The sequence below is a fragment of the Actinomadura sp. 7K534 genome (genome assembly GCF_004348575.1).
In the GTDB taxonomy this organism is placed as follows: Bacteria; Actinomycetota; Actinomycetes; order Streptosporangiales; family Streptosporangiaceae; genus Spirillospora; species Spirillospora livida.
Genome location: NZ_SMKB01000006.1, coordinates 67,953 through 80,552 on the forward strand (window position 1 = coordinate 67,953; position 12,600 = coordinate 80,552).

The 12,600-nt window shown below is 71.8% G+C and carries 15 protein-coding genes; 4 read left to right on the top strand and 11 right to left on the bottom strand.

Annotated elements, in window-relative coordinates; genetic code table 11:
- Positions 1 to 7 precede the first annotated feature (7 nt).
- Both E1266_RS02710 and E1266_RS02715 read left to right on the top strand, forming a co-directional pair.
- Entirely contained in the window at positions 8 to 487 is a 480-nt protein-coding gene (locus E1266_RS02710) for a CrcB family protein (RefSeq protein WP_132043343.1), read from the top strand.
- Positions 484 to 843, top strand: coding sequence for a CrcB family protein (locus E1266_RS02715; protein ID WP_207945383.1), 360 nt, complete (start codon positions 484 to 486; stop codon positions 841 to 843). Before E1266_RS02710 ends, E1266_RS02715 begins: the two co-directional genes overlap by 4 nt.
- A gap of 15 nt (positions 844 to 858) precedes the next feature.
- Here the strand turns inward: E1266_RS02715 and sigJ are convergent, their stop codons facing one another.
- Positions 859 to 1,806: an RNA polymerase sigma factor SigJ gene (gene sigJ / locus E1266_RS02720; RefSeq protein ID WP_132043345.1), complete on the bottom strand. Its 948-nt coding sequence runs from the start codon at positions 1,804 to 1,806 to the stop codon at positions 859 to 861.
- Between the two features lie 157 nt (positions 1,807 to 1,963).
- On the opposite strand from sigJ, the gene E1266_RS02725 reads away from it, so the two are divergent.
- A complete protein-coding gene (locus tag E1266_RS02725; protein WP_132043347.1) occupies positions 1,964 to 2,593 on the top strand; it encodes an LUD domain-containing protein in 630 nt (209 codons plus the stop codon).
- Between the two features lie 17 nt (positions 2,594 to 2,610).
- Here the strand turns inward: E1266_RS02725 and E1266_RS02730 are convergent, their stop codons facing one another.
- The 6 genes from E1266_RS02730 to E1266_RS02755 form a co-directional block, all read right to left on the bottom strand.
- Positions 2,611 to 3,537: a lysophospholipid acyltransferase family protein gene (locus E1266_RS02730; protein WP_132043349.1), complete on the bottom strand. Its 927-nt coding sequence runs from the start codon at positions 3,535 to 3,537 to the stop codon at positions 2,611 to 2,613.
- Positions 3,538 to 3,565: 28 nt separating this feature from the next.
- Positions 3,566 to 4,561, bottom strand: a complete 996-nt coding sequence (locus tag E1266_RS02735; protein ID WP_132043351.1) for an NAD-dependent epimerase/dehydratase family protein — start codon at positions 4,559 to 4,561, stop codon at positions 3,566 to 3,568.
- Between the two features lie 50 nt (positions 4,562 to 4,611).
- Positions 4,612 to 4,710, bottom strand: coding sequence for an AURKAIP1/COX24 domain-containing protein (locus E1266_RS02740; RefSeq protein ID WP_018654693.1), 99 nt, complete (start codon positions 4,708 to 4,710; stop codon positions 4,612 to 4,614).
- A 526-nt stretch (positions 4,711 to 5,236) separates the two neighbouring features.
- Positions 5,237 to 5,440 (bottom strand): helix-turn-helix domain-containing protein, encoded by a 204-nt coding sequence (locus tag E1266_RS02745; RefSeq protein WP_131877351.1) that lies wholly within the window; start codon positions 5,438 to 5,440, stop codon positions 5,237 to 5,239.
- Between the two features lie 363 nt (positions 5,441 to 5,803).
- Positions 5,804 to 6,682 carry a phosphatase gene (locus tag E1266_RS02750; RefSeq protein WP_132043353.1) on the bottom strand — a complete coding sequence of 293 codons (879 nt, stop codon included), beginning with the start codon at positions 6,680 to 6,682 and terminating at the stop codon, positions 5,804 to 5,806.
- A complete protein-coding gene (locus E1266_RS02755) occupies positions 6,679 to 7,893 on the bottom strand; it encodes an acetoin utilization protein AcuC (protein WP_132043355.1) in 1,215 nt (404 codons plus the stop codon). The genes E1266_RS02750 and E1266_RS02755 overlap by 4 nt, the downstream gene beginning before the upstream one ends.
- A 155-nt stretch (positions 7,894 to 8,048) precedes the next feature.
- Here E1266_RS02755 and E1266_RS02760 point away from each other — a divergent pair, with 155 nt between their 5' ends.
- Positions 8,049 to 9,026, top strand: a complete 978-nt coding sequence (locus E1266_RS02760) for an alpha/beta hydrolase (RefSeq protein WP_132043357.1) — start codon at positions 8,049 to 8,051, stop codon at positions 9,024 to 9,026.
- A 2-nt stretch (positions 9,027 to 9,028) separates the two neighbouring features.
- On the opposite strand, the gene E1266_RS02765 is transcribed toward E1266_RS02760, so the two are convergent.
- The 4 genes from E1266_RS02765 to E1266_RS02780 form a co-directional block, all read right to left on the bottom strand.
- Positions 9,029 to 9,463, bottom strand: coding sequence for a hypothetical protein (locus E1266_RS02765; protein ID WP_132043359.1), 435 nt, complete (start codon positions 9,461 to 9,463; stop codon positions 9,029 to 9,031).
- A 65-nt stretch (positions 9,464 to 9,528) separates the two neighbouring features.
- Positions 9,529 to 10,362 carry a pyrroline-5-carboxylate reductase gene (gene proC, locus E1266_RS02770; protein ID WP_268248569.1) on the bottom strand — a complete coding sequence of 278 codons (834 nt, stop codon included), beginning with the start codon at positions 10,360 to 10,362 and terminating at the stop codon, positions 9,529 to 9,531.
- 18 nt (positions 10,363 to 10,380) lie between these two features.
- Entirely contained in the window at positions 10,381 to 11,301 is a 921-nt protein-coding gene (locus E1266_RS02775; protein WP_132043363.1) for a proline dehydrogenase family protein, read from the bottom strand.
- A gap of 62 nt (positions 11,302 to 11,363) precedes the next feature.
- Complete coding sequence (locus E1266_RS02780; RefSeq protein ID WP_132043365.1) at positions 11,364 to 12,551, bottom strand: LCP family protein; 1,188 nt, start codon at positions 12,549 to 12,551, stop codon at positions 11,364 to 11,366.
- Positions 12,552 to 12,600 lie beyond the last annotated feature (49 nt).

Sequence of the window (12,600 nt, forward strand, 5' to 3'; positions counted from 1 at the left end):
GAGGCCGATGTCCGACGAAGACGCGCACATTGTCGACCCCGATGTCGATCTGGCGGTGCCGCAGCAGCGGTCGGAACTGCGGCGGGCGCCGTGGACGACGTTGGGCGCGATCTCGGCCGGCGGGGTACTCGGGTCGCTGGCGCGCTACCAGATCACCGTGGCGCTCCCCCACCGTCCGGACGCGTTCGGGTGGGCGACGTGGAGCATCAACGTGTCCGGGTGCCTGCTGATCGGGGTGCTGATGGTCGCGATCACCGAGGTGTGGCGGGCGCATCGGCTGGTGCGGCCGTTCCTGGGCGTCGGTGTGCTGGGCGGGTTCACCACGTTCTCCACGCACGTCGTCGAGGCGCAGCAGGCCATGGAGGCGGGCGCCGCCGGTACCGGGCTGCTCTACCTCGCCGCCACCCTTGCCGGAGCCCTGGTCGCCGTTTACGCCGGGGCGAAGCTGGCCCGGCTGGCGTTTCGCCGGGGCGGGGGGCGGTCGTGAGCGCGGTGCTTCTGGTCGCGGCCGGCGCGGCGGTGGGGGCGCCGCTGCGGTACCTGGTCGACCGGGCGGTGCAGGCCCGCCACGGCGGTCCGTTCCCGTGGGGCACCCTAACCGTCAACGTCTCCGGTTCAGGGCTGCTGGGCCTGCTCGCCGCGCTGCCCGCCGGCCAGGGGCTCATGGCGCTGGCGGGGTTCGGGTTCTGCGGCGCGCTGACCACCTACTCCACCTTCGGCTACGAGACGCTGCGGCTGGCCGAAGACGGTATCCGCCTCCAGGCCGTCCTCAACGCCGTCATCTCGATCACCGCCGGGCTCGGCGCCGCCTACTGCGGCATGGCACTGGCCGAGATCCTGTGACCGCCCTCCGGGACCTCATGGCGCCGCGGCACCCGTTGTCCAGGTGCGGAGTTTCTCGGGGTTGCGTATCACCCAGATGTGCTTGATCCGGTCGCCCGTCACCTGGAATGCGAACACGGTCACGACGGCGCCGTCCTGCTCGGCCACCAGGCCGGGCTGCCCGTTCACAGTGCGTTCCAGCAGCACCATGTCGTCGGTTCTGCGGTGGGCGAGTTCGGCCCAGGCGTGTGCGATCTGCTCGCCGCCCTCGATGGGACGCGAGAAGGTGACGGCCAGTCCTCCGCCGTCGCCGGTCGCGGTGGCGTCGGGGTCGAGCAGCCGGACGAGGGCGGCGATGTCCTTGGCCTCCCAAGCCCGCTTGAAGTCCCTGACGACCCGGGCGGGCTGGGCCGCCGGAGTCGCGGAAGGCTGCGCGGCGCGGACGCGGCGGCGGGCCGAGGAGGCGAGCTGGCGGCACGCCGCCGGAGTGCGGCCGACGATCTCGGCCACTTCGGCGAAGGGGTGGCAGAAAACGTCGTGCAGGATGAACGCGACGCGCTCGGCCGGGGTCATCGATTCGAGCACGACCAGGAAGGCCAGGTTGAGCGACTCGTCCAGGGTGACCCGGTCGGCCGGGTCGAGGGTCGCGGCGCCGGGACGCCCGATGGTCCACTCCGTGCGCTCGGGCAGCGGCTCGGGAATCCACTCGCCGACGTAGGTCTCCCGCCGGACGCGCGCCGAGGAGAGCAGGTTGAGGCAGATGCGGCCGGCGACCGTCGTCAGCCAGGCACCGGGGGACTCGATGGCGTCCCGCTGCCGCGGGGTCATGGCGTACCAGCGGGCGTAGGTCTCCTGCACGACGTCCTCGGCCTCGGCGAGCGAGCCCAGCATCCGGTAGGCGAGATTGATCAGCCGGCGCCGCTCGCTCATGATCGCGTCCAGGCCCGGATCGGTCCGGTCGTGTCCCTGCGGCGGGTCGGTCATGGCGCGTACGGCTCCCTGGTCGCTTCTGCCCTCCCCCATTCGACAGGACGGCGCACTGGAATGTGAGGCCGGTGCGCCGCCTGACATTCCGGCGGGCCGTCCTGTCGAACCGATGACACGAACACGTCATCCAGCGGACAGGGAGATCAGAGCCACCATGACCACCTCCATGCCGGCCACGCCGTTCACCGAGCCCGCGCCTGCGCAGCGCTTGGAACGGGCGGCCGCCGCGCTGAGCGCCCACGGGTTCGCCGTGGAGATCCTGGACGACGCCGCCACCGCGCGTACCCGCATCAAGGACCTGATACCGGACGGCGCCGGCGTATTCACCGGGGCCAGCGAAACCCTCCGCCTGTCGGGGATCGAGGAGGACATCAACGCCGGCGGGCGGTACCAGGCCATCAGGCCCCGCGTCCTGGTCATGGACCGCACCACCCAGGCGGACGACATCCGGCGGCTGGCTTCCGCGCCGGACGTCATCGTGAGCAGCGTCCAGGCGGTCACCGAGACCGGCTCCCTCGTGATCGCCTCCGGCAGCGGAAGCCAGTTGCCCGGCTGCGCCGGCGGCGCCGCCCGCGCCATCTGGGTCGTCGGCGCGCAGAAGGTGGTGCCCGACCTGGACACCGCGCTGCGCCGGGTCGAAGACCACTGCCTTCCGCTGGAGACCGCCCGGACCCAGCTGGCCCACGGGTGGCCCAGCGCCGTCAACCGGATCCTCGTCCTCAACGCCGAACCGCGGCCTGGGCGCGGCACCGTCCTGCTGCTCCGCGAGGCGATCGGGTTCTGAACCGGCGGAGCCGCCTGTCAGAGGAAGGCGGGGCCTCGGCGGAGGAGGGTGTCGAAGAGCATCTGCTGGACGTTCTCGCGGACGTGGTCGGTGATGTCGAAGACCGTCATGGGGTCGTCGGCCGAGTCGGCGTCGTACTCGTCGAGGGTCATCGGCTCGCCGAACTGGATCATCCACTTGGACGGCAGCGGCACGAGCCCGGCCGGGCCCAGCAGCGGGAACGTCGGGGTGACCGGGAAGTACGGCAGGCCGAGCAGCCGGGCCAGCGGGCGCACCTCGGCGATCTTGGGGTAGATCTCCTCCGCACCGACGATCGCGCACGGGACGATCGGGACGCCCGCCCGCAGCGCGGTGCCGACGAAACCGCCGCGGCCGAAGCGCTGCAGCTTGTACCGCTCGGCGAACGGCTTGCCGACGCCCTTGTACCCCTCGGGGAACACGCCCACGAGCTCGCCCTTGGACAGCAGGCGGGCCGCGTCGGACTTGCACGCGAGGGTGTGCCCGGCCTTGCGGGACAGGTGCCCGAGGACCGGGATCTGGTAGACGAGGTCGGCCCCGAGCAGGCGGACGTGCCGCCCTGCGTGGTCGTGGACGCCGACCGACAGCATGAGCGCGTCGAGGGGGATCGTCCCGGAGTGGTTGGCGACCAGGAGTGCGCCGCCCTCCGGGATGTTGTCCAGGCCGACGAGCTCGACGCGGAACCAGTGCTCGTACAGGGCGCGGGCCAGCGGCAGCAGCACCGTGTCGTTGAACTCGGGGTCGAAGCCGAACTCGTCCACCTCGTACTCGCCGGACAGGCGGCGCCGCAGGAACGCCAGCCCGGACGCGATGCCGCGTTCGAGGGGGCCGCGCTCGGCGTGGCCGGACGCGTCGTCGTCCCTGGCCGAGGCGAGGTGGATGACCTGCGCGCCCTCGTCGTCCTCGCGGTGGGCGTTCATCATCATGGCCTCTCCTTCACGCACGTCGGATCGTTCACCGCCGTCCGAGCAGCGAGGTCATGCGGCCGTGGCCGAAGCCGTGCGCGCCGGCGAAATCGGCGAAGGCGGCCTCGGAGCTGTACTTCGGACGCCACGACAGCTCGTTCTCCAGGGCGGTGGTGTCGATCACCCGGCCGTAGGTCAGCCAGCGCAGCAGCTCCGGCGAGAAGCCGGACAGGCCCGCGAAACGCCGTCCCACGTCCCCGAAGACCGAGTGCGCCGGGGACGGAACGGGCACGTAGGGGCGACCTGCGCGGCGCAGCGCCTGCGACAAGAGCAGGACGCCGTCGCCCGCGACGTTGAAGCAGCCCGGGTGGTCCTCGACGGTCATCCGGCGCAGGACCTCGACGCCGTCGTCCTCGTGCACGAACTGCAGCCGCGGGTCGAAGCCCAGCACCGTGGGGACGACCGGCAGGTGCAGGTACCGGGAGAGCGGCGAGTCGACGCCGGGGCCGAGGAAGTTCGCGAACCGCAGCACCGACACCGTGAGGTCGGACCGGCGCCGCATCAGCCCCCGGACGTAGCCCTCGACCTCCACCGCGTCCTTGGCGTACCCGGACGTGGGCGCCTCGACGGGCTCGTCCTGCTCGGTGAACACGGCGGGGTCCATCGGCGACGACCCGTACACGGCGGCCGAGGACCGCACGACGAGCTTGCGCATGTCGGGCGACCGCTGGCACGCCGCGAGCAGCTGCATCGTGCCGATGATGTTGAGTTCCTTCACCTTCGCCCGCGGGACGGACGAGGAGGTCACCAGGTTGAGGTGCACCACCGTGTCGACACCGGCCGAGGCGATGATGTTCGCGATGCTCGGCGTGCGGATGTCGACGCGGACGAACTCGGTGCGGCCGAGCGACACCTCAGGCGGCACGGTGTCCACGCCGATGACCCGTTCGATGCCCGGGTCGGCTTGCAGGGTGTTCGCGACCCGCGCCCCCAGGAAACGGGACACGCCCGTGACGAGGACGACACGGGCCGCGGCGGCGGGCATCGAGGACACTGTGCGCCCCACCCCTTACGGCTGATCTGCCGGCGTGACGACTACTTCTTGTTGCGACGCTGGATGCGCGTCTTCTTCAGCAGCTTGCGGTGCTTCTTCTTCGCCATCCGCTTGCGGCGCTTCTTGATGACAGAGCCCACGAGACCTCGCTCGGTATGTCGGGTGTTGTGCAGGAGGCGGTCGTGCCGGCGGCGAGCATCTCTCGATACGCGCGCAGGGTCCGCCGCCCAAGGGTACCGCTGGAAGGGGGGAGATCACGCCGCCCCCCGCCCCACGGCGCGCTGCACCACCCGCCGACGCGGGAATTCCAGGGGGTCGCCCCCCTGGACGGGTAAGCCCAGCCCGCAGCACGGGTCGGGCGGCCGGAGGGCGCTCTGCGCCCGCAGGTCGCACGACGCCCCGTGGGTTCCAGGGGGTCGCCCCCCTGGACCAACACGGCCCGGCGCCGCGCGTTGCGCGGTGCCGGGCATGCTTATGCGCGGGCGGGTGGTTTCGCGGCCACCAGGGGTGGCCACCGCCCGTCCGGCTCGGTGTCCGGACCGGCTATCCGGTCCTCGTCCTGCATCCCCAGCTTCGGGACACGCCCTGGGGCTCGTCCCGATGCCCCCTGCACGGCCGGGTGCGGAGTATCCGGCGGGGTCGTGGCTCATGCCCCGCCCTTACCCGTTATCCGGCTTCGATGTACGCGTCGCGCAGGTAGTCGTGAACGGCCTGCTCGGGAACCCGGAACGAACGGCCCACGCGGATCGCGGGCAGCTCGCCGGAGTGGACGAGGCGGTAGACGGTCATCTTGGACACCCGCATCACCGAGGCCACTTCGGCCACGGTCAGGAACCTGACCTCGCTCAGAGGTCGCTCGCCTGAGGTCATCGGACGCCCTCTTCCACACGTGCCGCGCACCGGCCCTTTGGGTGACTTTGATCACGCACGTGTACTTCCTCCAGCGTAAATCGCGTATCGGCAGTCGCAAGAGGGGAGTTCCGCACAATTCCGTCTCCCGACCTGACCCCAGGGACACAGTGCTGATTCCACACGGAGCGTGGACATGACGGCACATTGCGTGGCACGACGAACGGTTGTCAACCGAAACCCCGTCCTGACCTGCGGTTCCGCCGCTCACGGTGGCGTCGCGCAAGCCCATCCGTCCCGGTACGGCCGTCTCGTCACACGCAGTGACAACCGCAGCGGTCATGGGACGCGGTGACGGTCCGTGACCGCCGCGCGCAGGGCGGGTCAGGAGGCCGGGTGGAGACCCGCGTGATCAAGGATGTACGCGGTCAGCGGCGCGTAGTGGTGCGGAGCGACGCCGTCGTCGAGCGGCACGACCACGTCGATCTTGCCTTCGGCGGCGCCGGCGAACAGCGCCGGGTCGTTACAGTCCGCGAACCCCACGGTGTCGATGCCCGCCTGGCCGGCGGCTCCCGCCCAGCCGTGATCGGCGATGGCCAGATCCGGCCAAAAATCAGGTTTAGCTTCCGGAGGTCCCTCAGAAGCGCTACCGGCCAGCTCCCGGAGCATGGCCTCCATCGGGTGCGGATCGTGGGTGTGGTGCGTCCGGTGGTCGTCGCCCTCCAGCATCGCCACGCCCGGCTCGGCGTAGACGAGGCGGCGCAGGTCGAGGCCGCCGTAGCCGACCTCGACCTCGTAGGTCCAGCCCGCCGCGGGCGTCAGCAGCCGGCAGCCCGCGTCCGCCAGCGCCCGCGCCACCGCCTGGTACAGCGGCGTCAGCGTCGCCGGGTGGCCCGTCGCGAGCACCACGTTCTCCCGGCGCCGCGCCGCGGTGCCGATGCGCTCGCCCATCGCCTCCAGCGTGTCGAGCGTGATCTCGGGGTCGATGGTGTCGTCACCGTAGATGTGCCGGGGGTCGGGGTCCACGCCGCAGCGCTCGACCATCATCTCCAGCACGGACTGCTCCGTCCACGACGGCTTCAGCTCCAGGCCGAACTGGTAGTACGGGTGGCCCGCGGCCATCCGCCGGTAGTGCAGCAGGTTGTTCTGGCGCGGCGTGGCCACCCCGCCGGCGATCATCGTCCGGACGAGGTGGGCGCGCAGCTCGTCCCGCGTCGGCGCCGGCTTCGGCCCGGCGGCCGGCGGGGTCCCGGCCGCGGTCATACGTCCGTCATCGGGTCGAGGCCGTGCTCGGGGAAGACCGCCCGGCGGGTCGCCAGCACCGCCTGGTCGACCGGGCTCGCCGGGTCGATGCCGCTCGCCCACGTGCTGACCTCCACCACGTCCGTCCCGTCCGTCATCCGGCGCGGGGCGATCTCCTCCGTACGGTCCCGGGCGAACGCGCGCCAGTCCTCCGGCGTCGGCGTGTCCGGCGGGATCGGACCGCCCGCGGCCTCGGCCAGGAGGTGCGTCCAAGCCCTCGGCACGACCTGGACCAGCTCGTAGCCGCCGCCCCCGGTGGCGATCCACCGGCCGCCCGCGGTCTCGTGCGCGAGCTTGTGCAGCAGGTTGTAGGCGGTGCGCTGGCCGTCCACGCTGAGCGTGAGGTGCGCCAGGGGGTCGAGCGCGTGCCCGTCGGCGCCGTGCTGGGTCACGAGGACGTCCGGGCGGAAGCGGCGCAGCAGCGGCGGGATGATCGCGTCGAACGCGCGCAGCCAGGGCCGGTCGCCGGTGCCGGGGGGCAGCGAGATGTTGACGGACGTCCCGTCGGCGCCCGTCTCGTCCGGGAAGCCGGTGCCGGGGAACAGCGTCCGCGGCGTCTCGTGGATGCTGATCGTCAGGACGCGCGGGTCGTCGTAGAAGGCGGCCTGGACGCCGTCGCCGTGGTGGACGTCGATGTCGACGTAGGCGACGCGCTCGGCGCCGCTCTCCAGCAGCCACGCGATCGCGATGGCCGGGTCGTTGTAGACGCAGAACCCGCTGGCGGCGCCGCTCAGCGCGTGGTGCAGGCCGCCGGAGATGTTCACGGCGTGCTCGGCGCGTCCGGTCCACACCGCCTCGGCCGCCGCGACGGAGGCGCCCGCGACCAGCGCCGACGCGTCGTGCATGCCGATGAACACGGGGTTGTCGGCGGTTCCGATTCCGTACCGGACCTCGGGGAGCCCGGTGGCGCCCGCGTGCTTCACCGCCGCGATGTACTGCTCCTCGTGGACGAGCCGGAGCAGCTTGTCGTCCGCGGCCTCGAACGCCGAGACGCGCACGTTGGGACGGTCCAGGACGCCGAGCTCCCGCGCGAGCGCCATCGTCAGCTCGACGCGCACGGGGTTCATCGGGTGGCCGGGGCCGAAGTCGTAGGACACGAGCCGTTCGTCCCAGAAGACCTCGAGCCCGCAGTTCTCGGGAGCCGAGGACGGGGAGGGCGCGGCACTGCTCATGACCTCACGGTATCGCCTCGGTCACGTGGCCTGGCTCACAGCCGCCGCCGCGGAGGCCGACGGGGCGGGTGCGCCCGCGACGAACCTGTGACGTGAATTACAGACCGGAAACGGGCATACCGATAAGACAGTATTTACTTACGGATGGAACGCAGATGGATCAGAGCGTCCGCAGCCGCGCGATCAGCAACGTGCTCCGCCTGGGCGTACGCCCGATCCTGCACCGCATCCCCGGCCATCCCGGCGGCATCCGCGTGGGCCGCTCGACCCTGGACGCCGCGTCGCTGCTCATACCGCCCGACTCCCGCGTGCGCGTCCTGCCGCTGAACGACCCGCAGCTGGAGACCGGCCGGGACGAGCGTCCCGTCACCGGCGAGTGGGTCGTCTCCCGCGACGCCGAGGGAACCGCCGAAGGCGCGGTGCTCTACCTGCACGGCGGCGGCTACGTGGTCTGCTCGCCGCGCACGCACCGGCCGATCACGTCGCGGCTCGCCCTCGACACCGGGCTGCCCGTCCTGGCTCCCCGGTACCGCCTCGCGCCCGAGCACCCGTTCCCCGCGCCGCTGGAGGACGCCGTCGCCGCCTACCGCTGGCTCCTGGCGCGCGGCGTGCCCGCGTCGGGCATCGTCCTCGCGGGCGACTCGGCCGGCGGGCACCTCGCGACGGCGCTCGCGGGCGAGATCTGCCGGCAGGGGCTGCCGAGCCCGGCCGGGCTCGTGCTCTTCTCCCCCTGGGTCGACCTGACCTGCGAACTCTCCCTCCGCGCGCAGCGCGGCGCCCGCGACCCGTACATCAGCGCCGTCTCGGCGCAGCGGGTCGCCCGCCTGGTGGTGGGGCCGGCCGGATTCGACGACCCGCGGCTGGCCCTGCTCACCTGCGCGTGGACGGACGTCCCGCCCGTCTTCATCCAGGTCGGCGGCGACGAGGTGCTGCGCCCCGAGGCCGAGGCCCTCGCGGAAGCCTTCACCAGCGCGGGCGCGGACTGCGAACTCCAGGTCTGGAAGGGCCAGATGCACGTCTTCCAGATCCTGAACCGCGTCCTCCCGGAGGCGGCCGCCGCCATGCGCGACACGACCCGCTTCATCCGCTCCGTGACGGCGCCCGCCGTCCCGGAACGCTCCGAAGCCGCCTGAGCTCAGACGCGGCCGGCGGGCTCGGGGGCGGGAACCTCGTCCCTCGCGCCCCGCTTGCGGCCGGCGACGAAGAAGCCGGCCAGGGCGGCGAGCGCGGCGACGCCCTCCCCGACCAGGCTGACCGTCTTCTCGGCGTACCAGACGGGCTCGTGCATGTCGGGCAGCGGGCCGAGCGCGCCCAGGTCGGCGTAGTAGTAGAGGACGAGCGCGCCGACCGCGCTGGCCGCGACGACGAAGGCCAGCGCGTACGTCCAGCGGGCCGCGCGGACGAGGACCAGGACTGCGGCGGCGGCGGCGACCGCGGCCTGCACGCGGAAGAGCACGTCTCCCCCGATGGCCCCGCCCTGGACGAAGGCCATGTCGGGCGCGAAGGTCCAGTGCACGTAGGCGTCGGCGGCGAGTCCGGCGGCGACGAGGAGGCGCAGTATGAGTCCCATGTACCTACTCACGGACGAACGCCCGGATCGGCTCAATGTTCAAAGATGAACTTTTCGCGGGGCCGTCAGCCGCCGGCCAGCTCGCGTCCCCGGTTGCGGGCGGCCTCGATGGCCTCCAGCACGGCCGCGCGGACGCCGTGCCGCTCCAGCTCGCGGATCGCCGAGATCGTCGTCCCGCCGGGGGACGTGACGGCCTCGCGCAGCAGCACCGGGTGCTCGCCGGAGTCGCGGAGCATGACGGCGGCGCCCACGGCCGACTGGATGACCATCTCCAGGGCGGCGGCGCGGGGCATGCCGAGCAGGATGCCCGCGTCCACCATCGCCTCGACCAGGTAGTAGAAGTACGCGGGGCCGCTGCCGGACAGGGCCGTCGCGCCGTCCTGGAGCGACTCGGGGATGCGCAGCACCTTCCCGACCGGCGCCAGCAGCTCCTCGGCGAGCTTGAGGTGCTCCTCCCCCGCGTGCGAGCCGGGCGAGATCACGCTCATCGCCTCGTCCACGAGGACGGGCGTGTTCGACATGACGCGGACGACCGGCACGCCCTCCGGCAGCCGCTCCTGGAGGAACCCGGTCGTGATGCCCGCCGCCATCGAGATCACCAGCCGGCCGGGCGGGACCTTCGGGCCGACCTCGTCCAGCAGGACGCCCATGTCCTGCGGCTTGACCGCGAGGATCAGCGTCTCGGCCCTGGCGGCGGCCTCGGCGTTCGGCACGATCTCGATGCCGTACCGCTCGCGCAGCAGGGCCCCGCGCTCCTCCCGGCGCACGGTGGCCATCAGCTCGGACGGGCGGCGGCCGGCCCGGAGGACCCCGGACAGCAGCGCCTCGCCCATCTTCCCGGCACCCAGAATCGCGATCATCGATACACCTTGACGTGGGGTTTCTGACGACCGGTCCAGCCTATAGGCGGGCGGGGTCTAGGCCCGCCCCGCCAGAGAGCGCATGAAGAACCGGAGGTTGGCGGGCCGCTCCGCGAGGCGGCGCATGAAGTACGGATACCACTCCCGCCCGTACGCGACGTACACCCGGACCTGCGCGCCCTGCGCCGCGAGGCGCCGCTGCTCCTGCGGGCGGATCCCGTAGAGCATCTGGTACTCGAAGGAGTCCGCGTCCCGGTCGTGCAGCACGGCCAAGGCGCCCGCGATCTCGATCAGCCGCGGATCGTGCGTGGCGAGCATCGGGTAGCCCCTGCCGGCCATCAGGACCTTCATGCATCGCACGAACGACTTGTCGACTTCTTCCTTGTCGGTGAAGGCCACCGCCGAGGGCGCGGCATAGGCGCCCTTGCAGAGCCGGACGCGCGAACCCTCGTAGGCGAGTTCCGCGCAGTGCTCCTCGGCCCGACGCAGGTACGACTGGATGACGACCCCCACGTCAGGGAAGTCGCGCCGTAGTTGGTGGACGATCCTCAGGGTCGAGTCGACCGTCGTGTGCTCTTCCATGTCGAGCGTGACCGTCGTACCGGCGGAACGCGCGGCCTCGCAGATCCGGTACGCGTTGTTCAGGGCGAGGTCCTCGTCGAACGTCTGCCCCATGGCGGACAGCTTCACCGAAACCTCGGCACGCGTCCCGAGACCGGCGGCGCCTATGCGCTCCAGCAGCTCGATGTAGTGCTGGGCGTTCTCTTCGGCCCGCCCCTTGCCATGGGTGTCCTCGCCGAGGACGTCCAGGGTGACGAGCAGCCCCTCGCCGGTCAGCTCACCGGTGACGCGTGCCGCGTCCTCGATGGTCTCTCCGGCGATGAACCTGCGGACCATGTCGCTGCTGAACGGCGCGGTCTCCAAGACCCTGCGCACGCCGTCACTGCGCGACGCGACGAGCAACGCCTGACGAAGCACTGTGCGAACCCCTCGGTGGACCTGCCGACTCCGTCAAGGTTATGCCCGCCCGGGGCGGACGATCACGACACGCTGCCCAGGCCGCCTGCGCCGCCGTGCTGGCTGACGTACTCGGCCATGTGGGCGGTCTTCACGGCGTTGAACAGCTGCTTCGACTTGGCCGGGTCCAGGAACACCACGCTCTGCCTGGCGCGGCTGCCGGTGCCCTTGTGCGGGGTCGTCATGAACATCACGTCCGACGCCCGGACGCTGCGCATGCTCAGCGCGAGCGAGCGGAGGTCGCCCGCCGACACGCCCTCGTCCACGCTGATCGACTTGGTGAGCGCGTTCAGGAACCGGTCGAGCTTCAGCGGGTTGGTGAGCGTCCCGCGGTCCGCGGCCTGCTTGGCGAGGGCGCGGAGGAACTGCTGCTGCCGCTTGATCCGGTCGAAGTCGCCGTTCGGCAGGTTGTACCGCTGCCGGACGAAGAGCAGCGCGTCCTCGCCGTCGAGCTTCTGCTCGCCCGCCGCCCACTGCTTCTTGCGGGCCGGGTCGTACACCGTCTCCTTGATGTTGACGGTGACGCCGCCGAGCGCGTCCGTCATCGACTTGAACCCCTCGAAGTCGATGGCGCCGTAGTGGTCGATCCGGATGCCGGTGAGGTTCTCGACGGTCTCGATCAGCAGCGTCGGCCCGCCGTAGGAGAACGCCGCGTTGATCTTCTGGTTGCCGTAGCCGGGCACCTCGACCCACGCGTCGCGCGGGAACGAGACGACGTACGCCTTCTTCCGGTCCGCCGGCAGGTGCAGCAGCATGATCGTGTCGGTGCGCTGCTGACCGGGCTTCCAGCCCTGGCCGCCCGCCCCGGTGGTGTTCTGCTCCCGGGAGTCCGACCCGACGAGCAGCCAGTTCTCGGTGCCCTCCACGTTCGGCCCCGGCCGGGCGGACCCCTTCTCCGGCATGACGCCTTCGATGCGGTCGATGTTGCCGTTGTAGGCCGACTGCCGCTGCCACGCCAGCCCGCCGAGCCCCGCGACGACCAGCGCGGCGAACACCCCGACCGCGATCAGGACCCGCGGCCACCGGCGCTTGCGCCCGGCCGGCCCGTCGCCGTCCGACCCGGCCCAGAACGCGCTCTCGGTCTCCCCCTTCGGCCCCGGACCCCCGTCCGGCGCCTGCGGAGGCTGAGGACGATCGGCCCCCGCCCCCGGCCCCGCGGCCTCACCGGACGGCGGCGAAACGGGCGTACCAGGAAGATCTCGCGCGGTCATGGCGCCGAAGCTACCAGTCCGATCCGAGCACGATGGCCCACTTAGAACC

Bases quoted from the DNA above. Each gene is read 5' to 3' on its own strand.
- E1266_RS02710 (WP_132043343.1), top strand. From the start codon at position 8: ATGTCCGACGAAGACGCGCACATTGTCGACCCCGATGTCGATCTGGCG.
- sigJ (WP_132043345.1), bottom strand. From the start codon at position 1,806: ATGACCGACCCGCCGCAGGGACACGACCGGACCGATCCGGGCCTGGAC.
- E1266_RS02725 (WP_132043347.1), top strand. From the start codon at position 1,964: ATGACCACCTCCATGCCGGCCACGCCGTTCACCGAGCCCGCGCCTGCG.
- E1266_RS02730 (WP_132043349.1), bottom strand. From the start codon at position 3,537: ATGATGATGAACGCCCACCGCGAGGACGACGAGGGCGCGCAGGTCATC.
- E1266_RS02735 (WP_132043351.1), bottom strand. From the start codon at position 4,561: ATGCCCGCCGCCGCGGCCCGTGTCGTCCTCGTCACGGGCGTGTCCCGT.
- E1266_RS02745 (WP_131877351.1), bottom strand. From the start codon at position 5,440: ATGACCTCAGGCGAGCGACCTCTGAGCGAGGTCAGGTTCCTGACCGTG.
- E1266_RS02750 (WP_132043353.1), bottom strand. From the start codon at position 6,682: ATGACCGCGGCCGGGACCCCGCCGGCCGCCGGGCCGAAGCCGGCGCCG.
- E1266_RS02755 (WP_132043355.1), bottom strand. From the start codon at position 7,893: ATGAGCAGTGCCGCGCCCTCCCCGTCCTCGGCTCCCGAGAACTGCGGG.
- E1266_RS02760 (WP_132043357.1), top strand. From the start codon at position 8,049: ATGGATCAGAGCGTCCGCAGCCGCGCGATCAGCAACGTGCTCCGCCTG.
- E1266_RS02765 (WP_132043359.1), bottom strand. From the start codon at position 9,463: ATGGGACTCATACTGCGCCTCCTCGTCGCCGCCGGACTCGCCGCCGAC.
- E1266_RS02780 (WP_132043365.1), bottom strand. From the start codon at position 12,551: ATGACCGCGCGAGATCTTCCTGGTACGCCCGTTTCGCCGCCGTCCGGT.